Annotated in this window: 19 protein-coding genes and 6 pseudogenes; 11 read left to right on the top strand and 14 right to left on the bottom strand. The window is 73.8% G+C overall.

Going from position 1 to position 22745, the window contains the following annotated elements:
- Nucleotides 1-53 precede the first annotated feature (53 nt).
- The 4 genes from nrdF to nrdH form a co-directional block, all read right to left on the bottom strand.
- Complete coding sequence (nrdF, locus tag FKM96_RS10990; RefSeq protein WP_147795262.1) at nucleotides 54-1028, bottom strand: class 1b ribonucleoside-diphosphate reductase subunit beta; 975 nt, start codon at nucleotides 1026-1028, stop codon at nucleotides 54-56.
- Nucleotides 1029-1162: 134 nt separating this feature from the next.
- The gene (nrdE, locus tag FKM96_RS10985; protein ID WP_147795261.1) at nucleotides 1163-3307 is read right to left on the bottom strand and encodes a class 1b ribonucleoside-diphosphate reductase subunit alpha; all 2145 of its coding nucleotides are present in this window, start codon (nucleotides 3305-3307) and stop codon (nucleotides 1163-1165) included.
- Nucleotides 3304-3720 (bottom strand): class Ib ribonucleoside-diphosphate reductase assembly flavoprotein NrdI, encoded by a 417-nt coding sequence (gene nrdI, locus FKM96_RS10980; protein ID WP_147795260.1) that lies wholly within the window; start codon nucleotides 3718-3720, stop codon nucleotides 3304-3306. Before nrdI ends, nrdE begins: the two co-directional genes overlap by 4 nt.
- Nucleotides 3721-3801: 81 nt before the next feature.
- A complete protein-coding gene (nrdH, locus tag FKM96_RS10975; protein WP_147795259.1) occupies nucleotides 3802-4047 on the bottom strand; it encodes a glutaredoxin-like protein NrdH in 246 nt (81 codons plus the stop codon).
- A gap of 765 nt (nucleotides 4048-4812) precedes the next feature.
- Here nrdH and FKM96_RS10970 point away from each other — a divergent pair.
- The 7 genes from FKM96_RS10970 (at nucleotide 4813) to FKM96_RS10945 (ending at nucleotide 11792) form a co-directional block, all read left to right on the top strand.
- A complete protein-coding gene (locus FKM96_RS10970; RefSeq protein ID WP_147795258.1) occupies nucleotides 4813-5556 on the top strand; it encodes a GntR family transcriptional regulator in 744 nt (247 codons plus the stop codon).
- On the top strand, nucleotides 5553-7232 hold the full coding sequence (gene atzF / locus FKM96_RS10965; RefSeq protein WP_246854934.1) for an allophanate hydrolase: 1680 nt from the start codon (nucleotides 5553-5555) through the stop codon (nucleotides 7230-7232). Before FKM96_RS10970 ends, atzF begins: the two co-directional genes overlap by 4 nt.
- Nucleotides 7126-7392, top strand: coding sequence for a hypothetical protein (locus tag FKM96_RS22245; protein ID WP_371300532.1), 267 nt, complete (start codon nucleotides 7126-7128; stop codon nucleotides 7390-7392). Before atzF ends, FKM96_RS22245 begins: the two co-directional genes overlap by 107 nt.
- A 94-nt stretch (nucleotides 7393-7486) precedes the next feature.
- Nucleotides 7487-8452, top strand: coding sequence for an ABC transporter substrate-binding protein (locus FKM96_RS10960; protein ID WP_246854933.1), 966 nt, complete (start codon nucleotides 7487-7489; stop codon nucleotides 8450-8452).
- Between the two features lie 61 nt (nucleotides 8453-8513).
- On the top strand, nucleotides 8514-9437 hold the full coding sequence (locus tag FKM96_RS10955) for an ABC transporter permease (RefSeq protein ID WP_147795256.1): 924 nt from the start codon (nucleotides 8514-8516) through the stop codon (nucleotides 9435-9437).
- 31 nt (nucleotides 9438-9468) lie between these two features.
- Nucleotides 9469-10284 carry an ABC transporter ATP-binding protein gene (locus FKM96_RS10950; RefSeq protein WP_147795255.1) on the top strand — a complete coding sequence of 272 codons (816 nt, stop codon included), beginning with the start codon at nucleotides 9469-9471 and terminating at the stop codon, nucleotides 10282-10284.
- A gap of 77 nt (nucleotides 10285-10361) precedes the next feature.
- Nucleotides 10362-11792, top strand: coding sequence for an ATP-binding protein (locus tag FKM96_RS10945; protein ID WP_147795254.1), 1431 nt, complete (start codon nucleotides 10362-10364; stop codon nucleotides 11790-11792).
- On the opposite strand, the gene bla is transcribed toward FKM96_RS10945, so the two are convergent.
- The 6 genes and pseudogenes from bla to FKM96_RS10915 all read right to left on the bottom strand — a co-directional run bounded on the left by bla (nucleotide 11780) and on the right by FKM96_RS10915 (nucleotide 17550).
- Nucleotides 11780-12775 carry a class A beta-lactamase gene (gene bla / locus FKM96_RS10940; RefSeq protein ID WP_147795253.1) on the bottom strand — a complete coding sequence of 332 codons (996 nt, stop codon included), beginning with the start codon at nucleotides 12773-12775 and terminating at the stop codon, nucleotides 11780-11782. The two genes, FKM96_RS10945 and bla, sit on opposite strands and share 13 nt — an antisense overlap.
- A pseudogene (locus FKM96_RS10935) lies at nucleotides 12765-13215 on the bottom strand (heat shock protein transcriptional repressor HspR). Before FKM96_RS10935 ends, bla begins: the two are co-directional and overlap by 11 nt.
- 64 nt (nucleotides 13216-13279) lie before the next feature.
- Nucleotides 13280-14290: a DnaJ C-terminal domain-containing protein gene (locus tag FKM96_RS10930; protein ID WP_147795252.1), complete on the bottom strand. Its 1011-nt coding sequence runs from the start codon at nucleotides 14288-14290 to the stop codon at nucleotides 13280-13282.
- 127 nt (nucleotides 14291-14417) lie between these two features.
- Nucleotides 14418-15047: a nucleotide exchange factor GrpE gene (locus FKM96_RS10925; protein WP_147795251.1), complete on the bottom strand. Its 630-nt coding sequence runs from the start codon at nucleotides 15045-15047 to the stop codon at nucleotides 14418-14420.
- Nucleotides 15044-16913: pseudogene (dnaK, locus tag FKM96_RS10920) on the bottom strand (molecular chaperone DnaK). Before dnaK ends, FKM96_RS10925 begins: the two are co-directional and overlap by 4 nt.
- 205 nt (nucleotides 16914-17118) lie before the next feature.
- Nucleotides 17119-17550, bottom strand: coding sequence for a MarR family winged helix-turn-helix transcriptional regulator (locus tag FKM96_RS10915; RefSeq protein WP_147795250.1), 432 nt, complete (start codon nucleotides 17548-17550; stop codon nucleotides 17119-17121).
- 95 nt (nucleotides 17551-17645) lie between these two features.
- On the opposite strand from FKM96_RS10915, the gene FKM96_RS10910 reads away from it, so the two are divergent.
- Nucleotides 17646-18530, top strand: a complete 885-nt coding sequence (locus FKM96_RS10910) for an alpha/beta hydrolase (RefSeq protein WP_147795249.1) — start codon at nucleotides 17646-17648, stop codon at nucleotides 18528-18530.
- Nucleotides 18531-18546: 16 nt separating this feature from the next.
- On the opposite strand, the pseudogene FKM96_RS22240 reads toward FKM96_RS10910, so the two are convergent.
- From FKM96_RS22240 to FKM96_RS22225, 4 pseudogenes are all read right to left on the bottom strand, one after another.
- Nucleotides 18547-18678 (bottom strand): annotated as a pseudogene (locus FKM96_RS22240) (cold-shock protein); the annotation flags it as partial.
- Between the two features lie 159 nt (nucleotides 18679-18837).
- Nucleotides 18838-19044, bottom strand: a pseudogene (locus FKM96_RS22235) (cold-shock protein); the annotation flags it as partial.
- A gap of 105 nt (nucleotides 19045-19149) precedes the next feature.
- A pseudogene (locus FKM96_RS22230) lies at nucleotides 19150-19272 on the bottom strand (cold-shock protein); the annotation flags it as partial.
- 30 nt (nucleotides 19273-19302) lie between these two features.
- A pseudogene (locus tag FKM96_RS22225) lies at nucleotides 19303-19506 on the bottom strand (cold-shock protein); the annotation flags it as partial.
- A 101-nt stretch (nucleotides 19507-19607) separates the two neighbouring features.
- Between FKM96_RS22225 and FKM96_RS10900 the strand changes: the two are divergent.
- From FKM96_RS10900 to FKM96_RS10890, 3 genes are all read left to right on the top strand, one after another.
- Nucleotides 19608-19991 (top strand): HNH endonuclease, encoded by a 384-nt coding sequence (locus tag FKM96_RS10900; protein WP_147795247.1) that lies wholly within the window; start codon nucleotides 19608-19610, stop codon nucleotides 19989-19991.
- Between the two features lie 40 nt (nucleotides 19992-20031).
- Nucleotides 20032-21066 (top strand): hypothetical protein, encoded by a 1035-nt coding sequence (locus FKM96_RS10895; protein WP_246854932.1) that lies wholly within the window; start codon nucleotides 20032-20034, stop codon nucleotides 21064-21066.
- A gap of 112 nt (nucleotides 21067-21178) precedes the next feature.
- Nucleotides 21179-22729: an SDR family NAD(P)-dependent oxidoreductase gene (locus tag FKM96_RS10890; protein ID WP_147795246.1), complete on the top strand. Its 1551-nt coding sequence runs from the start codon at nucleotides 21179-21181 to the stop codon at nucleotides 22727-22729.
- The last annotated feature ends 16 nt before the right edge of the window (nucleotides 22730-22745 follow it).

Below are 22745 nucleotides of genomic sequence, written 5' to 3'. Positions count from 1 at the left end.
CGCCGAGCGCGGGGCTCGACGGGGCGGTCGGTGCTGCGGGGGTCAGGCCGGGATCAGAAGTCCCAGTCCTCGTCCTCGGTGTTCACGGCCTTGCCGATGACGTACGAGGAGCCCGAGCCGGAGAAGAAGTCGTGGTTCTCGTCGGCGTTCGGGGACAGGGCCGAGAGGATCGCCGGGTTGACGTTCGTCTCGTCCTTCGGGAACAGCGCCTCGTAGCCCAGGTTCATCAGGGCCTTGTTGGCGTTGTACCGCAGGAACGCCTTGACGTCCTCGGTGAGGCCCAGGGGGTCGTACAGGTCCTGGGTGTACTCCACCTCGTTGTCGTAGAGCTCGAAGAGCAGCTCGAAGGTGTAGTCCTTCAGCTCCTGGCGCTCGGGCTCGGTGAGCTTCTCGAGGCCCTTCTGGAACTTGTAGCCGATGTAGTACCCGTGCACGGCCTCGTCGCGGATGATGAGGCGGATCAGGTCGGCCGTGTTGGTGAGCTTGGCCCGCGAGGACCAGTACATCGGCGCGTAGAAGCCGGAGTAGAACAGGAACGACTCGAGCATGGTCGAGGCGACCTTGCGCTTGAGCGGCTCGTCGCCCCGGTAGTAGTCGAGGACGATCTCGGCCTTGCGCTGCAGGTTCGGGTTCTCCTCCGACCAGCGGAAGGCCTCGTCGATCTCGCGCGTCGAGATCAGCGTCGAGAAGATCGACGAGTAGGACTTGGCGTGCACCGACTCCATGAACGCGATGTTGGTGTACACCGCCTCCTCGTGGGGGGTCAGCGCGTCCGGGATGAGCGAGACGGCGCCGACGGTGCCCTGGATCGTGTCGAGCAGGGTCAAGCCCGTGAACACGCGGGTCGTCATCTGCTTCTCGACGTCCGACAGCGTCGCCCAGGACTGGATGTCGTTCGACACCGGCACCTTCTCGGGGAGCCAGAAGTTGCCGACGAGCCGGTCCCAGACCTCGACGTCCTTCTCGTCCTCGACGCGGTTCCAGTTGATCGCCTGGACCCGGTCGACCAACTTCAGCTTCTCGGCCATCACTGCTCCATGTCGTGTCCGGTGCCGCGCCCTCCGCGGCTCGTGCGGGTCGGTGCCCGCCTCGGTCTGCCCCCTATGGTGCACCCTCGCGCGAGCGCGCCGGCCGGGTCAGGACCCGGCCGGCGCACGTCGCGTCAGAGCATGCAGGAGACGCAGCCCTCGACCTCGGTGCCCTCGAGCGCCATCTGCCGCAGGCGGATGTAGTAGATCGTCTTGATGCCCTTGCGCCAGGCGTAGATCTGCGCCTTGTTGATGTCGCGGGTGGTGGCGGTGTCCTTGAAGAACAGCGTCAGCGACAGGCCCTGGTCCACGTGCTGCGTGGCCTCGGCGTACGTGTCGATGATCTTCTCGTAGCCGATCTCGTACGCGTCGTCGTAGTACTCCAGGTTGTCGTTCGTCATGAACGGCGCCGGGTAGTACACGCGGCCGAGCTTGCCCTCCTTGCGGATCTCGATCTTCGACGCGATCGGGTGGATCGACGACGTCGAGTTGTTGATGTACGAGATCGAGCCCGTCGGCGGGACCGCCTGGAGGTTCTGGTTGTAGATGCCGTGCTCGCGCACCGACTCCGCCAGCTCCCGCCAGTCGTCCTGCGTCGGGATGTGCACGCCGGAGGTGGCGAACAGCTCGGCGACGCGGGCGGTCTTCGGCACCCAGGTGCCCTCGATGTACTTCTGGAAGTACTCGCCGGTCGCGTACTTCGAGTCCTCGAAGCCGGCGAACGCCTGGCCCCGCTCCTTGGCGAGCAGGTTCGAGGCGCGGATGGCGTGGTACGCCACCGTGTAGAAGTAGATGTTCGTGAAGTCCAGGCCCTCCTCGGACCCGTAGAAGATCCGCTCGCGCGCCAGGAACCCGTGCAGGTTCATCTGCCCGAGGCCGATGGCGTGGCCGCCGCGGTTCGCCCGCTTCACGGACGGCACCGACTCGATGTCGGTCTGGTCGGACACCGCGGTGAGCGCGCGGATCGCGGTCTCGACCGAGCGGCCGAAGTCCGGCGAGTCCATCGCGAGCGCGATGTTCATCGAGCCGAGGTTGCAGGAGATGTCGCGGCCGACGTGGTCGTACGACAGGTCCTCGTTGAAGGTCGAGGGCGTCGAGACCTGCAGGATCTCCGAGCACAGGTTCGAGTGCGTGATCTTGCCCTTGATCGGGTTGGCCTTGTTGGCCGTGTCCTCGAACAGGATGTACGGGTAGCCCGACTCGAACTGCAGCTCGGCCAGCGTCTGGAAGAAGTCGCGGGCCTTGATCTTCTGCTTGCGGATCTGGCCGTTGTCGACCATCGCGCGGTAGTTCTCGGAGACGTTCACGTCCGCGAACGGCTTGCCGTAGACGCGCTCGACGTCGTACGGCGAGAACAGGTACATGTCCTCGTTGTTCTTGGCCAGCTCGAACGTGATGTCCGGGATGACGACGCCGAGCGACAGGGTCTTGATGCGGATCTTCTCGTCCGCGTTCTCCCGCTTGGTGTCGAGGAACCGCATGATGTCCGGGTGGTGCGCGTGCAGGTAGACGGCACCGGCGCCCTGGCGGGCACCCAGCTGGTTCGCGTAGGAGAAGGAGTCCTCGAGCAGCTTCATCACGGGGATGACGCCGGACGACTGGTTCTCGATGTGCTTGATCGGCGCGCCGTGCTCGCGGATGTTCGAGAGCAGCAGGGCCACGCCGCCGCCGCGCTTGGACAGCTGCAGGGCGGAGTTGATGCCGCGGGCGATCGACTCCATGTTGTCCTCGATGCGCAGCAGGAAGCAGGACACGGGCTCGCCGCGCTGCGCCTTGCCGAGGTTGAGGAACGTCGGGGTCGCCGGCTGGAAGCGGCCGGACACGATCTCGTCGACGAGCTGCAGCGCGAAGGTCTCGTCACCCTCGGCGAGCGCGAGCGACACCATCGCGACGCGGTCCTCGAAGCGCTCCAGGTACCGCTTGCCGTCGAACGTCTTCAGCGTGTACGAGGTGTAGTACTTGAAGGCGCCCAGGAAGGTCTGGAAGCGGAACTTCTTCGAGTAGGCGTGCTTGAACAGCGCCTTGACGAACTCCGGGCTGTACTGCGCGAGGACGTCCGCCTCGTAGTACTTGTGCTCGACCAGGTACTCGAGCTTCTCCTCCAGGTCGTGGAAGAAGACCGTGTTCTGGTTGACGTGCTGCAGGAAGTACTGCCGCGCCGCCTCCCGGTCCTTGTCGAACTGGATCTCCCCGTTCGCGCCGTAGAGGTTCAGCATCGCGTTGAGCGAGTGGTAGTCCATCTCGGGCGTGATGGTGATGACCTCGGTCGCGTCGGTCATGCCGGCGTCGGTGAGTGTCGCTGCCAAAATCGTCCCCATCCCTCTCGGACGCGTCGCACGTCCTCGGTCGTTCCCATGAGCTCGAAGGCGTACAGGTACGGGACCTGACACTTCGCCGCGATGATGTCTCCGGCCATGCAGTAGTGCGCGCCGAAGTTGGTGTTCCCCGCCGCGATGACGCCGCGGATCAGGGAGCGGTTGGTCGCGTCGTTGAGGAACTTGACGACCTGCCGCGGGACCGCGCCGCCCTCGTTGCCGCCGCCGTACGTGGGGACCACCAGGACATAGGGGTCCCGCACGTGCAGGAACGGCTCCGACGGACGGAGCGGGATCCGCGTGGCGTCGATGTCCAGCTTGTCGACGAACCGGCGGGTGTTCTCCGAGACGGAGGAGAAGTAGACCAGGGAGCTCATCGCCCCACCCCTCCTCGCCCCGGGTGGATCGTGGACCCGTGCGGCCGTGCCGCCCGGGTCACCGGGCGGCGCACGGCCGCGTCAGGCGACGGAGACCGCGGCGCGGTCGGCGAGCGCCTTGATCTGGTCCGGGCGGTAGCCCGACCAGTGGTTGCCGTCGGCCACGACGACCGGGGCCTGCAGGTGGCCGAGGGACATGACGTAGTCACGCGCGTCGGCGTCCTCCGTGATGTCCACGACCTCGTACTGCAGGCCGGCCTTGTCCATGGCGCGGTAGGTCGCGTTGCACTGGACGCAGGACGGCTTGCTGTAGACGGTGATGGTCATCGCTGTCTCCCCGGTGTGAAAAGGCCTGGCTGGTACGTGCGCCCCCGCGCCCGCCCCGCATGCTGCTGGTGGTGCTGTGGTGCCGCTCTCGGGCCGCTGCGGCCGGGCCGGTCGGGCGTCTCTCGACGTCCCCGGGCCCCTCGTCCAGCGGCGAGTCACGACACTACACCTAGTGGTGCGTCCGGCAAGAGACCACTAGGGCTGGTGTTACACACATGTCGTTTCCACAGGCTGTGCACCGCCGTCCCGGTGTCCGACTTCATCCACAGGCTACGGGCGACCACTGACACTCCCCCGCGTGGCGAGGCCTGCTGGAAGGCCTGCTCGTCCACAGGTGTCCCCAGGTCACGCACAGGGCGACGCACATGTGGACGGGCGCGTTTCACCCGCACGGCGGGGTGACGCACGTCGCCCGCGGAGCCGGGCGGGACCTCGTCGCGGGACGGCGTGTCGTGCGCCCACCGGCGTGTCGCGGCACGCCGGCCCGACGGTCGCGTCAGCCGGTCGACCCGGCTGGCTCGCACCTCTGGAGTGGAAGGTTCTGACGGACACGCCGTCGGCGTGTCCGTCAGAACCTTCCACTCAACCCGGGCCCCCCGCGCAAGCCCCCCCGGGGCCCTCGCGCGCGCCTCCGCCTCTCGCGCGCGCCTCCGCCCCTCGCGCGCGCGGGCGCGGTGAGCAGCTGTCGGCCCCCGCGCTGATCGTCACCTGCCCGCAACATCCATCGCCACGTGCGGAAACATGTACCCGGTTCTGTATACAGACATGAGTACAGACGTGGTCCCCGGCGCGGGACAGGCAGCCGCGGCCGGCCCCGAGGGGTCCGCCACCTCCCGCCGCGAGCGCGTCTACCTGACCATCCGCGACGAGCTGATGAGCGGCCGGGTGTCCCCGTACGAGCGGCTCACGGAGGAGCGGCTGGCCGAGCGGCACGGCGTGTCCCGGACCCCGGTGCGCGAGGCCCTGGCCCGGCTGCTGGCCGACGGGATCGTCGTGAAGCGGGAGAGCGGCCTGCACCTGTACGTGCCGAGCTTCCGCGAGCTGACCGACCTGTACGAGCTGCGGATCACGCTCGAGCTGCGCGGCCTGACCCGGGCGCTCGAGGACCCGACGGTGCACCACGACCGCACCCGGCTCGAGGGCGAGCTCGCGCACTGGTACGGCTTCCGCGACGACCGGCCGGCGCCGGACGCCGGGTTCGTCAGCCAGGACGAGCGGTTCCACTTCACGCTCCTCGACGCCTCCGGCAACCCGGCGCTGACCCAGGCGCTGGCGCAGACGAACCGCCGGATCCGGTCGGTGCGGATGTACGACTACCTCACCGAGGACCGGATGGCGGCCACCATCGCCGAGCACATCGGCATCGCCGAGCTCGTGGTGCGCGACCGGCTGCCGCAGGCGCTGGAGGCGCTGCGCGCCCACGTCGGCGCCTCGCGGGAGGTCGTGATGGAGCGCGCCGCCGCCGCGCTGGAGATGACCCGCCTGATGGCCCGCGAGGAGCAGCGATGACCGCCACGACCACCACCCCGACCACCGGCGGCACCGCCCTCGACCGCGTCGACCGCGCCTTCGCCGCCCTGGACGCGGCCGGCCGCCCCGACGTGTGGACGCTGGTCCGCGACCGCGCCGACGTCGAGGACGAGGCCCGCGCCGTCGACGCCCGGCTCGCCGCCGGAGAGGCGCTGCCGCTGGCCGGGCTGGTGCTCGCCGTCAAGGACAACATCGACGTCGCCGGCCTGCCGACCACCGCCGCGCACCCCGCGCACCAGGTCGTGGCCGCGCGGTCCGCCACCGTCGTGGACCTGCTGCGCGCCGCCGGCGCCGTCGTCCTGGGCAAGACCAACCTCGACCAGTTCGCGACCGGGCTCACCGGCAGCCGCAGCCCGTACGGCGCGGTGGCGAGCGCCGTGGCGCCGGACCGGGTGTCGGGTGGCTCGTCCTCCGGCTCGGCCGTCGCGGTCGCGCTCGGGATCGCCGACCTGGCCCTGGGGACGGACACCGCCGGCTCCGGCCGCGTCCCCGCCGCGTTCAACCGGGTCGTCGGGATCAAGCCGACGCTCGGTCTGGTGCCGAAGGACGGCGTGGTGCCGGCGTGCGCGTCGTACGACTGCGTGACGGTGCTGGCGCAGGACCTCGACCTGGCCCGGCGGGCGATGGCCGTGATGGCCGCGCCGAGCGCGCTCGACCCCTCGTCGCGCACCTGGCCCGCGGACGTCCGGCTGGCGGCCCCCGCGGCGCCGGTGGTCGCGGTGCCGCGCGACTCCGACCTCGCCGAGGTCGCCCCGGGCGTGCGGGCGCAGTTCGACGCCGCGGTCGCGCGGCTCGTCGAGGCGGGCGCCACCACCCGGGTCGTCGACCTCACGCCGTTCCTCGCCGCCGCCCGGCTGCTGTACGGCGGCGGGCTGGTCGCGGAGCGGTACGCCGCGTTCGGCGCGTACCTCGCGGAGCACCCGGACGGCGCGGACCCGTCGGTCGCCAGGATCGCCGCCGACGCCGGCCGGGTGTCCGCGGCCGAGTACCAGGCGGCGCGGGACGAGGTCGCCGCCCTGCGGGCCACGGCGCTCGCCGCGCTCGACGGGTGCGACGCCCTCGTGGTGCCGACCGCGCCGGAGCACCCGACGCTCGCGGAGGTGGCCGCCGCTCCGCTGACCACGAACGCGCGGCTCGGGGTGTTCACCAACTTCGTCAACCTGTTCGACATGGCGGGCGTCGCGATGCCGCTCGGCCCGGCCGGTGCCGGCGAGGCGGGGGCCACCGTCCTCACCCGGGCGTTCGACGACCAGGTCGCGCTCGACCTCGCCGCGCTGCTGGAGAAGGACGGCCGGGCCGACGACGCCGGGTGGCGCCCGCTGCCCGCCGCCGACGCGCCCGCGCCCGCTCCCCTGCCGACGGCGGGCGTCCCGGTCGTCGTGTTCGGCGCGCACCTCCGCGGGCAGCCGCTGCACCCGGAGCTGCTGGCGCTCGGCGCCCGCTGGGTCGGGCCGGTCCGCACCGCGCCCGACTACCGGATGCTCGCGCTCGCCACGACCCCGGCCAAGCCGCTGGTGCACGCCGTCGCCCCCCGGGACCGGCGGGTCGCTGGAGGGCGAGGAGTGGCTGCTCACGCCCGACGCCCTCGGCCGGCTCCTGCTGTCGATCCCGGCGCCGCTCGGCCTCGGCCGCGTCCGGACCGACGACGGCCGTGAGCTCGTCGGCTTCGTCGGCCAGCCGGGTGCGGCGCCGGACGCCACGGACGTGACGCACCTCGGCGGGTGGCGCGCGGCTCGCGCCGCGAGCGCCGCCGCCCTGCCCACGGCTCCCGGCGCGGCCACCGCCGACCGGAGTGGGCCGGACCGGAAGCCGTAGGCCGCGCCACCCCCCTCACGACCCCCGACCCGACCCCTCCCGCCCCCTGCACGCCGAGAGAGAAGAGATCCCCGTGCGCCTCAGCCGCCCCCTCGTGACCGCCTCCGCCGTCCTGCTCGTCGCCGGCCTCGCCGCCTGCTCCCCCGACTCCGCGGGCGCCGCCCCGGCCGACGGCGACGGCCCCACCGTGGTCACCGTCGGCACCCTCAAGGGCCAGCCGCACCTCTACGCCCCGTTCCTCTACGCGGACCTGGCGCCGGAGGGAGTCGAGTTCGAGGTCGTGCAGTTCGACACCTCGCCCGACATCAAGAACGCCGTGGTCAGCAGCGGCAACATCGACTTCGGCGTCGCCGGCGTGCCGTCCGCGGTGTCCGGCGCGGCCGCGGGCCAGGACGTCGTCGTGGTCGCCGCGGCGGCCGACGGCGGCTCCGGCATCATCGGCCGCGAGGGCCTGGACGGCGTCGAGTCGCTGGCCGGCCTGACGGTCGGGTACCCGCAGGGCTCGTCGCAGGAGATCCTGCTCCGCCTCACCCTCGAGGCAACCGGGATGGACGCCGACTCCGACCTCGAGCTCGTCAACCTGCCGTTCTCCGACATGGCCGGCGCGCTGGCGGCCGGGCGGATCGACGCGTTCGCCTCCGCCGAGCTGGGCCCGTCGACCGCGCTGCAGGCCGGCGCCGTCGAGGTGGCCTCGCCGTACGACACCCCGGTGGGCCGCGTGAACATCGGCCTGTACACGACCGGCGAGCTCGTCGAGAGCGACCCCGAGCTGGTGCAGCAGGTCGTCGACACGCACGTGCGGGCCACCGAGCAGATGGCCGCCGACCCGCAGGCCTGGGCCGACGGCGTGGTCGCCGAGTTCGGCATCGACCAGGCCGTCGTCGACACCGCGGTGCAGAACATCTGGCCGCGCTGGGAGATCGACGACGAGTACGCGGCCCAGGTCGGCGCACTCGTCGAGCAGATGGCCCTGCTGAAGCAGATCGACGGCGAGGTCGACGTGGACGCGCTGCTCGACACCACGTTCGTCGAGGCCACCGAGGCCGGCGGCGACTCCTGACCACCCGGTGCGCCGGCCCCGCCCGTCCGGGCCGGCGCACCCCGCCCGCGAGGGAGACCCCATGACCAGCACCGAGGCCACCCCGGCCGCCCCGGCGACCGCCACCGCGCCGCCCGCCGGCGCCGCGCGGACCGCCGCGTCCGCCGCCCCGGCGACGGCGCGCCCGGAGCGCCCCGCCCGTCGCCGCCCCCGCGTCGGCCCGCTCCTGCTCGCGCTGCCCGTGCCCGCGCTCGTCCTCGTCCTGTGGACCGTCGGCGTGCAGCAGGCGTGGGAGCTGCCGTTCGGCATCAAGATGGGCTTCCTGCCCACCCCGTTGGAGGTCGGCCGCCGGCTGGTCGACCTGGCGGTGGGCGGCATCGTGGACGACGCGTTCAGCGGCACCCTGCTCGCCCACCTGTGGGCGTCGACGCAGCGCGTGCTCGCCGGCTTCGCCCTGGCGGTCGCCCTGGCGGTGCCGCTCGGCGTCGTCATGGGCCGGTTCTCGCTCGCGTTCCGGATGCTGGAGCCGACCGTCAACCTGGCCCGGCCGATCCCCGTCACCGCGTGGGCGCCGCTGACGCTGCTGATCATCGGCTACGGCGACGGCTCCGCGATCTTCCTGGTGTTCCTCGCGGCGTTCTTCCCGGTGCTGCTCAACACGATCGCCGGCGTGCGCCAGGTGCCGGTGCGGCTCCTGGAGGCGGCCGCGATGCTCGGCACCAAGAAGGCCCAGGTCCTCTACAAGGTGGTGCTGCCCGCCTCGATGCGGTCGATCGCGAGCGGGCTGCGCGTGGCCCTCGGCCTGGCGTGGGTGATCCTCGTGGTCGGCGAGACCGTCGGCATCAACACCGGGCTCGGCGCCATGATCACGCAGGCCCGCGACCAGTCGAAGACCGACCTGATCGTCGCCGGGATGGTCGTCATCGGCCTGTGCGGCTTCGTGGCCGACCGCCTGCTCACCGGCCTCCTCGCGCTCGCGACCCGCGGCCGCCCCACCCTGACCTGACGCGCCCCGCCCGACCCGACAGGAGACGACCATGCCCCGCATCGGCACCGTCCGCCCCCGCCAGCCCGCCGACGTGCGCGTCGCCGGTCTCGGCAAGCAGTACCCCACCCGGTCCGGCGGCTCCGTGGCCGCGATGGCCGACGTCGACCTCGAGGTCCCGGCCGGCGAGTTCGTCTGCGTGGTCGGCGCGTCCGGCTGCGGCAAGAGCACGCTGCTGCGGATCCTCGCCGGCTTCGAGGACGCGACGTCCGGCACCGTCGCGGTCGCCGGCGCCCCGGTCACCGGGCCCGACCCGGAGCGCGGCGTCGTGTTCCAGGACTACGGGCTCTTCCCGTGGCTGTCCGTCCGGGAGAACATCGCGTACGGCCCGAAGCAGGCCCGGCTGCAGCGCTCCGTCGTGGCCGAGCGCACCGACCGGTTCCTCGCCGCCGTCGGCCTGACCCGGTTCGCGGACACGTACCCGAGCGAGCTGTCCGGCGGCATGCAGCAGCGCGTCGCCATCGCCCGGGTGCTCGCCAACGACCCGTCCCTGCTGCTGATGGACGAGCCGTTCGGCGCGCTCGACGCCCTCACCCGGTCGACGCTGCAGGGCGAGCTCTCCCGGATCCACCGGGAGACCGGCACGACCGTCCTGTTCGTCACGCACTCCATCGAGGAGGCCGTGTTCCTCGCCGACCGCGTCGTGGTGATGGCGGGCGGCGCGTCGCACGGGGTCCCGGGCCACGTGAAGCAGATCGTCCCGATCGACCTCGCGGGCGAGCGGGACGTGACCTCCGCGGAGTTCAACGCCCTGAAGCGCCGGATCTCCGCCCTGGTCCACGAGGAGGTCGCGGCCCAGGCGGCGTGACCCGGTCCCCCGCCGCACCCGAACGCGGTCCGGGAAAGCGCCCGCGCGCGAGCCGGTCGGGTGGCTAGCGTCGGGCCATGACCGACGGAACCCCGGGGGTCGTGGCCCCCGACCTGGACCCTGCCCGCACCGACGCGTTCCTCGACGCCGTCGGCACGCTGATCGAGCGGGTCAACGACCGCGCGCAGCGGCGGCGGTCCGGCGACGCCACGCCGATCGCCGAGGTGCTGCGCGAGCACCTCGGCACCGACCCGCGCGGCCTGGCCGTGCTGACGGAAGAGGTCGGGGCGCTCCGCGCGGTCGACGCCGACGTCGCGCTCGAGGTCGTGGTCGGTGCGGCCGGCGGCGGGCGGCTCGTCGGGGTCGGCGGCGGCGAGCAGCGCCGGCACTCGTCGTTCTCCGAGATCGTCGAGCACTCCGGCGCGTGGGCGCAGTTCCCCGTCGGCGCCGTCGACTACGTCCGCGTGCCCGTCGGACCCGACGCCGACCGCCGGGTCGTCGCGTTCGGCGTGCACCTGTTCCGGTTCGGGGGCGCGCCGGTCGCCCTGCTGCAGCGGGCGGCCGCGCCCCAGCAGGGGCAGGAGGCGAAGCTCGAGGCGATGTCGCCGAACGAGGACGCGGCGGCGGCCGCGCTGGCCGCGGTCCGGGAGGCGATGCTGAGCCACTCGGTGCTGCGCGGCCAGGTGGTGAGCTTCACGCCCAGCCCCTACGGCCAGTCGGCGGGCGGGGTGACGTTCCTGCCGCGGGTGCGGGTCCCGGCCGAGGACGTCGTGCTGCCCGAGGGCACCCTGGAGCGGGTCGAGCGGCAGGTGCTCGGGGTCGCCCGGCACCGCGACCGGCTGCGGGCTGCCGGCCAGCACCTCAAGCGCGGCGTGCTGCTCTACGGGCCGCCCGGCACGGGCAAGACCCACACGGTCCGGCACCTCCTCGGGGCCGACGCGGGGACCACGGCCATCGTGCTGGCGGGCCAGTCGCTGGGCCTGGTCCGGCTCGCCACGGAGACCGCGCACGCGCTGCAACCGGCCGTCGTCGTGCTGGAGGACGTCGACCTCATCTCCGAGGACCGGTCGCTGCACGCCGGTCCGCAGCCGCTGCTGTTCGAGGTGCTCGACGCGATGGACGGCCTGGGCGGGGACGCCGACGTGGCGTTCCTGCTCACCACCAACCGCGCCGACCTGCTGGAGCGGGCGCTGGCGCAGCGCCCCGGACGGGTGGACCTCGCGGTGGAGATCCCGCTGCCCGACGACGACGCCCGGCTGCGGCTGTTCCGCCTCTACGCCGACGGCCTGCCGCTCACGCCCGGGGCGCTGGACGACGCGGCCGGGGCCACGGCCGGCGTGACCGCGTCGTTCGTGAAGGAGGTGATCCGGCGCGCCGTGCTGCTGGCCGCGGAGGAGGACCGCACCGTGGACGACGCGGCCCTCCGCGCGGCGGTCGCCGAGCTCACGGACGACACGCAGCGCGTCACCCGGTCGCTGCTGGGGGCCGGGCCGGATCAGCCCGAGTAGGCCGCGAGCACGGACCGGGCCGCCGCGGCGAGGACGGCGTCGTCCGGCTCGGCGGCCTCGTCCGGGTGGTCGGTGAGCACCGCCAGCACGATCGGGGCGCGCCCGGGCGGCCAGAGGACCGCGACGTCGTTGCGGGAGCCGAACCGACCGGCGGTGCCGGTCTTGTCGCCGACCACCCACCCGTCCGGCGTGCCCGCGCGGACGGCGTCGAGCCCGGTCGTGCTGGCCGTGAGCCAGCCGACGTACGCCTCGCGCACCGCGGGGCCGAGCGCGTCGCCGAGGGCGTAGGTCGCCAACCCCTCCGCCAGGGCGCGCGGGGTGGAGGTCCGGGCCGGGGCGCCCGGCGTGAACCGGTTGAGCTCCGGCTCGGCGGCGTCGACCCGGGTCGTGGCGTCGCCGCGCGCCGCCAGCGCCGCCTGCAGCGCGGCCGGCCCGCCCAGGTGCCGGAGCAGCACGTTGAGCGCGCCGTTGTCGCTGTCGGAGACCGCCGCCCCGCCGAGCGCGCCGATCGTGAGGTCCGTGCCCGCCGCGTCGGCGGTGACCGGGGCGTGGCCCACGTCCGCGACGTCCTCGGCGGTCACGGTGAGCGGCCGGTCGAGCACCGACGCGGGCTGCCCCGCCAGCACCTCGCCGGCCGCGAGCGCCTTGAGCGTCGACGCGTAGCCGAACCGCTCGTCGGCCCGGTACGTCACGGTGTCGCCGCTGCCGGTGTCGCGGGCGTAGACGCCGACGCGGTAGCCGGTCGACCGCTCGAGCGTCGTGAGGTCGACCTCGACCACGGAGGTGAGGTCGGCGGGCGCGGCGGCGGGCGCGGGGCCGGTGGGCGCCGCGGTCGGCGACGGTGCGTGGACCTCGGTCGCCCGCCCGTCGCGCCCGTCGGGCGTGCACGCCGCGACGGTCAGCGCGAGGGTCCCCGCGAGCACCGCACGGGCCAGCGCCGCCACGGGTTTGCGCGCGACGTCCACCCGGCGCTCAGCGCGCACCCGGCCGCCAGAGCACGATCGCCCCGCGCGCGCCCACGGCCCTCGGGTCCTCGGCGGGCGCGGCGCCGTCCGCGGACCCGCGCCGGCGCTGCCCGCGGCCCATCGCCACGACGTCGCCGGACGGGTGGGCGGTGAACACCCGCCTGCCGGGCTCCGCGAACGCGCGCAGGTACTCCACCTGGCGCCGCAGCCGGTCGACCTCGGACTCGAGCTCGAGGATCCGCTTGATGCCGGCGAGGTTCACGCCCTCCTCCTGGGGAGAGCCGCTGCACCTCGCGCAGCGTCGCGATGTCGCGCAGCGAGTACCGGCGGCCGCGCCCGCGGGTGCGGCCGGGCTGCACCAGCCCGAGCCGGTCGTACTGCCGCAGGGTCTGCGGGTGCATGCCCGCGAGCTCGGCGGCGACCGAGATCACGTAGACCTGCGCGTCCTCCGAGACCATCTCCGCCACCTCCTCCGGTCGGTCGGCCGGCGCGCCCGGGGCCTGTGCCCCGGGCGCCGGCCCGTCAGTCCTTGGCCCGCGCCAGCAGGTCGGCCCGCGGGTCCTCGCCGGACGTCGCGATGCCGAACGCCTGCACGGCCTCCTTCGCGGCGGCGCTGAGCCGCTGCGGGACGACGACCTGCACCGTGACCAGCAGGTCCCCGGTGCCGCTCGCCGTGGTGACGCCGCGGCCCTTGACCCGCAGCGTCCGGCCCGACGGGGTGCCCGCCGGGATCTTCAGGCGCACCTGCCCGCCGTCGAGGGTCGGCACGGGCACCTCGGCGCCCAGCGCGGCCTCGTCGAAGGCGACCGGCAGGGTCACCCGGAGGTTGTTGCCGTCCAGCGCGAACACCGGGTGCGGCGTCACGCGCACGGTGACCTCGAGGTCACCCGCGGGCGCGCCGTTCTCCCCGGGGCGGCCCTTGCCGCGCAGCCGGATCTTCTGGCCGTCCCGGACGCCGGCGGGGATGCGGGCCTTGACGGTCCGCCCCTCGACGCCGAGCGCGACGGTCGAGCCCTCGACCGCCTGCCGGAACGGCAGCGTGGTCACGGCCGCCAGGTCGGCGCCGCGCCGGGCGGTGCGGCCCTGGCCGAAGCCGCCGCCCCCGCCGAACAGGCCGCCCAGCAGGTCCTCGAACCCGCCGTTGCCGCCCGCGGTGCCGCCGCCCGCGCCCTGCGGGAACCGCACGCGGGTGCCGCCGGCGCCGCCGCCGAACACCCCGCCGAACAGGTCCTCGAAGCCGCCGTTCGCGCCGCCGGCACCACCCGGGCCGCCCGCGCCCGCGCGGAACCGCGCGCCGCCGGCCATCGCCCGGAGCTGGTCGTACTGCTGCCGCTGCTCGGGGTCGGAGAGCACCGCGTAGGCCTCGCCGACCTCCTTGAACTTCGCCTCCGCCGCCGCGTCCCCCGGGTTGTGGTCGGGGTGCATGGTGCGGGCGAGCTTGCGGTACGCCTTCTTGATCGTGGCCGCGTCCGCGTCCTTGGCGACGCCGAGCACGGCGTAGAAGTCCTTCTCCAGCCAGTCCTGACCGCTCACGACGCCTCCTTCCGCTCTCTCGTCCGGTCCCCCGGGGCCTGCGTCCGGCCCCGGACCGGGGTGGACCCCACGGCCGGGGCCGCGCCGTGACGACGCGGCCCCTGCCGGTGGGTCCTGATGATGCCCGTCACGCCTCCGGGTCGACGACCGCCACCCGGGCGGCGCGGATCACGCGCTCGCCCATGCGGTAGCCGGGCTGCAGCACCTGCTGCACCGTCGGCTCCGTGACGTCGGCCGAGTGCCCGTGCATGAGCGCCTCGTGCACCTGCGGGTCGAACGGCTCGCCGGCGGCGCCGTAGCGCTCGATGCCGAACCGCCCGAGGGTGCCCTCGAGCTTCTCCGCGATCGACGCGAACGGGCCGACCAGGTCGCCGTGCTGGCGGGCCAGCTCGATGTCGTCGAGGACGCTGATGAGCGCCTCGGCGACGGACGCGACGCCCTGGTCCCGGGCGGTGACCGCCTCGGACTTGGACCGCTTCACGTACGCGGAGTACTGCTGCTCGAGGTTGAAGTAGTCGGCGTTCCGCCGCTGCAGCTCGTCGAGCCGCTCGGCGGCGAGCTTCTGCGCCTCGACCAGGCCCTCCAGCACCACGGCCTCCTCGGCGGCGGTCGCCGCCGCCTCGGCCTCGGCCAGGACCTGCTCCTCGGCGGTCGGCTCGCGCAGCTGCCCCGTCTCCGGGTCGATGCGCCGCTTGTCGGTCACGCGCGGGGCCTCCTCCTCGGGATCGCGCCCCTGCGGGTTCGGCTGGTCGGTCACTTCTTGTCGCCCTCGTCGTCGACGATCTCGGCGTCCACCACGTCGTCGTCCTGCGCGGACGACGCCGTCGGGCCGTCGGCCGGCTGCTCGCCGGCCGGGGCGCCCTCGGGCTGCTGGTTCGCCGAGTACAGCGCCTCGCCGATCTTCTGCGACGCGGTGACCAGGGCGGTCTGCTTCGCGGTGACCTCGGCCAGGTCGTCGCCCTCGAGCGCCTTCTTCAGGTCGTCGACGGCCGAGCGGACCTCGGTCTTCACGTCCTCGGACAGCTTGTCGTCGTTGTCGGTGAGCAGCTTCTCCGTGGAGTAGACCAGCTGCTCGGCGGAGTTGCGGGTCTCCGCCTCCTCGCGACGCTTCTTGTCCTCGGCGGCGTGCGCCTCGGCCTCCTTGACCATGCGGTCGATCTCGTCCTTCGGCAGGCCGGAGCCGCCGGAGATCGTCATCGACTGCTCCTTGCCCGTGCCGCGGTCCTTGGCGGACACGTGCACGATGCCGTTCGCGTCGATGTCGAAGGTGACCTCGATCTGGGGGACGCCGCGCGGGGCCGGCGCGATGCCGGTCAGCTCGAACGTGCCCAGCGGCTTGTTGTCCCGCGCGAACTCGCGCTCGCCCTGGAACACCTGGATCAGCACCGACGGCTGGTTGTCCTCGGCCGTCGAGAAGATCTCGCTGCGCTTGGTCGGGATGGCCGTGTTGCGCTCGATGAGCTTGGTCATCACGCCGCCCTTGGTCTCGATGCCCAGGGACAGCGGGGTCACGTCGATCAGCAGGACGTCCTTGCGGTCGCCCTTGATGACGCCGGCCTGGAGCGCGGCACCCACGGCCACGACCTCGTCCGGGTTGACGCCCTTGTTCGGCTCCTTGCCACCGGTCAGCTCGCGCACGACGTCGGCCACGGCCGGCATGCGGGTCGAGCCGCCGACGAGCACCACGTGGTCGATGTCGGCCAGCTTGATGCCCGCGTCGCGGATGACCGCGTTGAACGGCGCCTTGGTCCGCTCGAGCAGGTCGGCCGTCATCTGCTGGAACTGCGCCCGGGTGAGCTTCTCGTCCAGGTGGATCGGGCCGTTCTCGGACATCGAGAGGTACTGCAGGCTGATGTTGGTGCTGGTCGCGGACGACAGCTCCTTCTTGGCCTGCTCCGCCGCCTCGCGCAGCCGCTGCAGGGCGATCTTGTCCTTCGACAGGTCGACGCCGGTCGAGTTCTTCACCTGGCCGACCAGCCACTCGACGATCCGGTTGTCCCAGTCGTCGCCGCCGAGGCGGTTGTCGCCGGAGGTCGCGCGGACCTCGATCGTCGAGAAGTCGTCGTCCTTGCCCACCTCGAGCAGGGAGACGTCGAACGTGCCGCCGCCGAGGTCGAAGACGAGGATGAGCTCGTCCTCCTTGCCGCGCTCCAGCCCGTAGGCGAGGGCGGCCGCGGTCGGCTCGTTCACGATGCGCAGGACGTTGAGCCCGGCCACCTGGCCGGCGTCCTTGGTCGCCTGGCGCTCGGCGTCGTTGAAGTACGCCGGGACGGTGATGACCGCGTCGGTGACGGGCTCGCCCAGGTACTCCTCGGGCGTCGCGCTTCAGCTTGCCGAGCACGCGGGCCGAGATCTCCTGCGCGGTGTACTTCTTGTCGTCGATCTCGACGGACCAGTCCGTGCCCATGTGGCGCTTGACGGACGAGATCGTGCGGTCGACGTTGGTGACGGCCTGGCGCTTGGCCACCTCGCCGACGAGCACCTCGCCGGTCTTGGAGAACGCGACGACCGACGGGGTCGTCCGCGAGCCCTCCGCGTTGGCGATGACGGTGGGCTCCCCGCCCTCGAGGACGGCGACCACGGAGTTCGTGGTGCCCAGGTCGATGCCGACTGCTCGTGCCATGTCTGTGCTCCTTCGTTCGTGCTGCGTGGTCCGGCGCTGCGGCCGTCCCGAGCCGGGGCGGTGGCGCCTTGAGCCTGCTGCGCTCAAGTCTGCGCCGCGGTCGGTCGCGGTGCAACTCCACGGCTGCGAACTTGAGTCTGCTGGGGCTCAACTCCGCTGCGGGGCGGATTGTTCCCGCCATGCCCGCACGCCCCTCCGGGAGCGCTCAGGGCGCCAGGGCGCCCCGGAGCGTCCGCAGCAGCCGCCCGAGCTGCACGAGGTCGTCCGCGGGCAGCAGTGCCGCGAGCGCCGCGCGCGACGCCTCCTCGAACACGGGAGTCGCGCGCTCGACCGCGGCGACGCCGAGCGGCGTGAGCGACAGCGTGGACGAGCGCCGGTCGTCCGGGTCGAGCGTGCGCCGGCACCAGCCGCTCGCCTCGAGGCGGTCGACGGCCTTGCTCGCCGCGCCGACGGTGATGCCGATGGCGCGCGAGACGTCGAGCACCCGGCAGCCCGGGACGTCGCGGACGACGCCGAGCAGCTCGAGCTGGGGCAGCGCCAGGCCGCCCGCCTCCTTGAGCCGGACGTCCACGGCGTTGTAGAGGCGCGTCTCCACGCGCACCAGGTCGATCAGCACCGCGCCCGCGTCGACCGCCACGCGCTCTCCTCTATCGAGATGGATTCCCAGGAATACATCTCCATCCCGGGTAGTTGCCCAGGAATCTACTCCGTCACGCCCGCCAGGAGGTCGCCATGTCCCGGGATCAGCTCGCCGCCGTCGACGCCGCGCTGCGCAGCGCGCCGCCCGGCCCCCACGACCTCGCGGAGCAGCGCGCCGGCTTCGAGAGCTTCGCCGCCCGGCCTGTCGCGGACGACGTCACCGCGACCGAGACCCGCCTCGGCGGGGTGCCGGTGCTGCGCCTCGCCGCGCCGGACGCGGTGGGCGCCGCCGTCCTCTACCTGCACGGCGGGGGCTACGTCATCGGCTCCGCCCGCTCGGGCTCCGGGATCGCGACCGCGCTCGCACGCCGGACGCGCGCGGTGGCGTACTCGGTCGACTACCGGCTCGCGCCCGAGCACCCGTTCCCGGCCGCGGTCGACGACGCGCTCGGCGCCTACCGGGCGCTCCTGGACGGGGGCGGGGACGCGAGCCGGGTGGCGGTCGCGGGCGACTCCGCGGGCGGCGGCCTCGCCCTCGCGCTGCTGGTGGCGGCGCGCGACGCGGGTCTGCCGCAGCCGGCCGCGGCGGTCCTCATGTCGCCGTGGGTGGACCTCACGCTGAGCGGCGACAGCCTGCGCGGCAAGGAGGCGGACGACGCGATCTTCGACGCCGCGGACGTCGCCGCCCACGCGACCCGCTACCTCGGCGGGCAGGACCCCGCGCACCCGCTCGCGAGCCCCCTGCTGGCCGACCTGGCCGGGCTGCCCCCGCTCCTCGTCCAGGTCGGGACCAACGAGGTGCTGCTCGACGACGCCACCCGGCTCGCCGCGCGCGCGGCGGCAGCGCACCTGGACGTCACGCTCGAGGTCGTCGCCCGCGCGCCGCACGTCTTCCAGCACTTCGCCGGGCAGCTCCAGGAGGCCGACGACGCGCTGGACCGGGCGGGCCGGTTCCTCACGGCGCACCTGTCGCGGTGACGGGCCGGGCGCGAGGTCAGATCAGCTCGACCCGGTCGGCCTGCGGGCCGCGGTCGCTCTGCCGCACCTGGTACCGGACGCGGTCGCCCTCGTAGAGCGCCTCCTCGCGCTGCAGGACCGACACGTGGACGAACAGGTCCGGCCCGCCGTCGTCGGGCGCGATGAACCCGAAGCCGCGCTCCGCGTCGTAGCGCGCGACGACGCCCTGGCCGCCGCGCTGCGGCGTGCGGGACGAGCGGTCCTGGCCGCCGTGCGACGGGCGGTCGCCGCGGGACGGCGCGCCGCGCCCGCCGCGACCGGAGCCGCCGACCAGGCGCACGCCCTGGGCCTGCAGGCCCTTCTCGCCCTCCGAGGCGCGGTAGCTCACCCGGTCGCCCTCGGCGAGCTCGGTCAGCCCGCCGGTGAGCGTGCGGGCGTGGACGAAGATGTCCTGGTCGCCGGAGTCAGGGGTGATGAAGCCGAAGCCCTTGCCCGCGTCGTACCAGGTCACGGTGCCGTCGGCGCCGTCGTTCAGCGCGGCGCCCCGGGGCGCGCCCACGCCGGCGCCGGCCGCGAGCGGCAGCACGTGGTCGGCCTGCGGGCCCTTCTCGCCCTCGACGACCAGGAACGCGACGGGCTGGCCGTCGGTGAGCACGCCGCCACCGACGATCGCCGAGCTGTGCACGAAGATCTCCTGGCCGTCCTCGCGGGTGAGGAAGCCGTAGCCCTTCGCCGGCTCGTACCAGTTGACGGTGCCGAGCACGCCGAGCGCGGCGTCCGCCGGCACGTCGCCCGTGACGCGGACCTGGCGCGCCTGGGGGCCGCGGTCGCCCTCGCCGACCTCGAACTCGACGGACTGCCCCTCGCGCAGCGACGTCGGGCCCTCCTGGCCGACGATCTCGGACGCGTGGACGAACAGGTCCTCGGCGTCGTCGCCGAGCGCGATGAAGCCGAACCCTCGCTCGGTGTCGAACCAGCGGACGGTTCCCTGCGGCACGGTGGTACTCCTCGTGGTGATGGCGGTTGCTGCCCCCAGTGTCCCCCCGACGCCCGCGCGGGACGAACTGCCCCGGGGTGGCGGGGCGGTAGCGTCGCGGCGTGGTCCGCCGTCGCAAGGTCTCGTCCGGGGCGTCGCCGTCGACCCGCGCGCGCTACGCGAAGCGCCGCCGGCGCCGGGTCGCGCTCGCCGACAACGACCTGACCGCGACCGACTGGGCGGACCTCGTCGCCGCGTGGGGCGGCGCGTGCGCGTACTGCGGGGCCCCCGGCCCGGCTCTGCAGCGCGACTGCGTCCTGCCGATCTCCCGAGGGGGCCGCTACACGCTCGAGAACGTCGTGCCGGCGTGCGCGTCCTGCAACGCGAGCAAGCACAACGACGAGGTCACCGGCTGGTTGCGGCGCAAGAAGCTCGACGAGCGGGCGTTCCTGGTCCGGCACGCGACCGTCCTGCGCACCCTCGCGGGGTCGTCCGACCCGGCCTGAGCGGTCGCCGCCGGGGCGGCCCGCGGATACGTTGACGCGGGTGGACCCGATCCGCGTCGGCCTGGTGGCCGATCCCGCGTCACCCACCGAGATCGCCCAGCAGATGGGCGACCTCGACCCGCCGCGCGGACCGGACCGCGCGACCTGGGACGTCGACGTGGTGAGCGAGCCGTTCACCGTGGGCTCGGAGGAGGTCGGCACCGCGATCGACCGGCTGGCCGAGCACGCGAGCCGGCACGGCTGGGACCTCGTGGTCGGCCTCACCGAGCTGCCGCTGCGCGACGACGACGGCCGGTACCTGCTGACCAAGGTGGACCCGGGCGGCCGGGCGGCGGTCCTGTCGCTGCCCGCCCTCGGCGGCCTCCGGATGCATGCGCGTGCCCGGCACGCGGTCCGGGAGCTCGTCGGCGGCATGGCGGACGCCACCTCGTCCGACGACGAGCGGGTGCCGCTGCCCCGCGTCCGGGGCCGCGGGCGGCTCCTCGTGGGCATGGTGCTCGCCAACCGGCCGTGGCTCCTCGTCCCCGGCCTGAAGTCCGCGCTCGTCGCGGCGCTCGCGACCGGCGCCGTCGCCACGATCAACTCCACGGTGTGGCTCCTCGCCGGGTCCCTGTCGACGTGGCGCCTCGCGGTGGCGACGGTCGCCTCCGTGGCCCTGGTCGTCGGGTGGCTCGTGGTCGACGGGCAGCTGTGGGACCGGCCGGACGACTCCTCCCCGGAGGCCCGCGAGCGGTCCCGCCTCTACAACACCTCGACGCTGGTGACCCTCGTCATCGGGGTGGTCGTCTGCTACCTCATGCTCTACGTGGTCAACCTGGCCTGGGCGCTGTTCGTCCTCGACCCCGCCGTCATGGGCGGCTACCTCGGCAGCACGCTGGGGTACGGCGACCTGTTCCTGCTGTCCTGGTTCGTGGCCTCGGCCGCGACCGTGGGCGGCGGCCTCGGGTCGGGGCTGGAGTCGGACGACGCGATCCGCGCGGCCACGTACTCGAAGCGCGAGGAGGAGCGCCGGGCGCGGCTCGCGGGCGGGCGGCGTGGGCGGCGCGGGCGGCGGGGTCGCGAGCGCCAGGGTTGAGCCGGCCGCGGTGTGACCAGACGCACCGTGGGCTCGCGGCGGTCCGCGCCGTAGGATCCTCCGGGCCCCGCGCGACCGCGGCGCCTTCTCCCCACCCCAGGACGGACGGCGCATGAGCGCGCAGACGACCACGCCCGCGCAGCACCCGGACGGGCCCGACGAGGACCTCGACCTCGCGTCCGCCGACCTCGTCGCGGCGGCCGACGCGCCCGGCGTCGACCCCGCCGAGTTCGCCACCTTCCTGCGCGTCGCCGACCAGGTCGCCGCCCTGCCGCAGACGCACCCGCAGCACGCCGCCGCCCGCCGCGCCGCGTCCGCGATGTTCAAGGCCGCCAAGAAGCACCGCCGCGGGGAGAAGCGCCGGCTGGTCGCCGAGGCCGACGCCGCCGTCGTCGCCGCCACCGCGACCGGCAGCCCGGGCCGCATCGACGACGAGACCGCCGGCATCCAGATCACGTCGTCGGCGACCGGCGCCATCGCCGGGACGCTCATCCGGCCGCGCGCCTGCTACGTCTGCAAGCAGGACTACACGGTCGTCGACGCGTTCTACCACCAGCTGTGCCCGGACTGCGCGGCGCTGCACCACGCCAAGCGCGACGCCCGCACCGACCTCACCGGCCGGCGCGCGCTGCTGACCGGCGGCCGCGCCAAGATCGGCATGTACATCGCGCTGCGGCTGCTCCGTGACGGTGCCGACCTCACGATCACCACCCGGTTCCCCAAGGACGCGGTCCGCCGGTTCAGCGCGATGGACGACTCCGCCGACTGGATCGACCGGCTGCACGTCGTCGGCATCGACCTCCGCGACCCGGCGCAGGTCGTGTCCCTCGCCGACCACGTCGCCGCGCAGGGCCCGCTGGACATCCTGATCAACAACGCCGCGCAGACGGTGCGGCGGTCGCCGGGCGCGTACGCGCGGATCGCCGACGCCGAGGACGCCCCGCTGGACGCGGACGCCGCGCGGATGATCACCACCTTCGGTCGCACGAGCGACGCGCACCCCCGCGCGCTCGCCGGGTCGGTCAGCGAGCTGAGCAGCCCCGCGCTGGCGATCGAGCGGGCCGGGCGCGCCGCCGCGGAGGAGCTGACCGCGCTGTCGCTGACCGCCGAGGCCGCGAGCCTGGAGCGGCTGGTCGCCGGGACCTCGATCGACGCCGGCGGGCTCATCCCCGACGTCGCCGAGACCAACTCGTGGGTCGCGACCGTCGACGGCGTGGACCCGATGGAGCTGCTCGAGGTCCAGCTCTGCAACCAGACGGCCCCGTTCATCCTGGTCAGCCGCCTGCGCGGCGCCATGGCCGCGTCGCCGGCGCGGCGCACCTACGTCGTGAACGTGTCGGCGATGGAGGGCGTGTTCGCCCGCGGCTACAAGGGCCCGGGCCACCCGCACACCAACATGAGCAAGGCCGCGCTCAACATGCTCACCCGGACCAGCGCGGCCGAGATGTTCGCCGACGGCATCCTCATGACGGCGGTCGACACCGGGTGGATCACCGACGAGCGCCCGCACCCGACCAAGGTGCGGCTCGCCGAGGAGGGGTTCCACGCGCCGCTCGACCTGGTCGACGGGGCCGCGCGGGTGTACGACCCGATCGTCCGCGGCGAGGCGGGCGAGGAACTGTACGGCTGCTTCCTCAAGGACTACGCGCGCTCCCAGTGGTGACGGCGGCCCGCTGGGC

This window comes from Cellulomonas sp. Y8 (assembly GCF_008033115.1).
GTDB lineage: Bacteria > Actinomycetota > Actinomycetes > Actinomycetales > Cellulomonadaceae > Cellulomonas.
This window is presented reverse-complemented; position numbering and strand designations above follow the sequence as displayed.